The organism is Acetobacter fabarum, from assembly GCF_040702925.2.
GTDB lineage: Bacteria > Pseudomonadota > Alphaproteobacteria > Acetobacterales > Acetobacteraceae > Acetobacter > Acetobacter fabarum_B.
Window position 1 is genome coordinate 1 of the sequence record NZ_JBFCXX020000117.1, and the last position, 243, is coordinate 243.

Annotated in this window: 1 protein-coding gene; it reads left to right on the plus strand. The window is 65.8% G+C overall.

The annotated features are described in order from the left end of the window. Positions 1 to 243, plus strand: a 243-nt coding sequence (locus AB2L51_RS15345; protein ID WP_400922733.1) for a hypothetical protein, incomplete at both ends; no start/stop codon positions are given.

The following is a 243-nucleotide window of genomic DNA, read 5'->3' on the forward strand; positions in this document are numbered from 1 at the left end:
GATGAAGAAGAGGGCGCCGATTGCGAAGTGGTGGTCGGCGGCGAATGGCTGCCGCTGTGGGAAGAGGCGCAGGACGAAGAAGCCGCCTGCCGCCAGCTGGAAGAGGGCGGTTTTGCCGACGCCACCAAAGCCTTGAAAGCACTGGCCGGTCTGCGCAGCAGTCCGCAACTGCGGGCGATGCAGCGTCTGGGGCGTGAACGCCTCGACGCCTTTATTCCGCGCCTGCTCGCTCAGGCAGTGGAG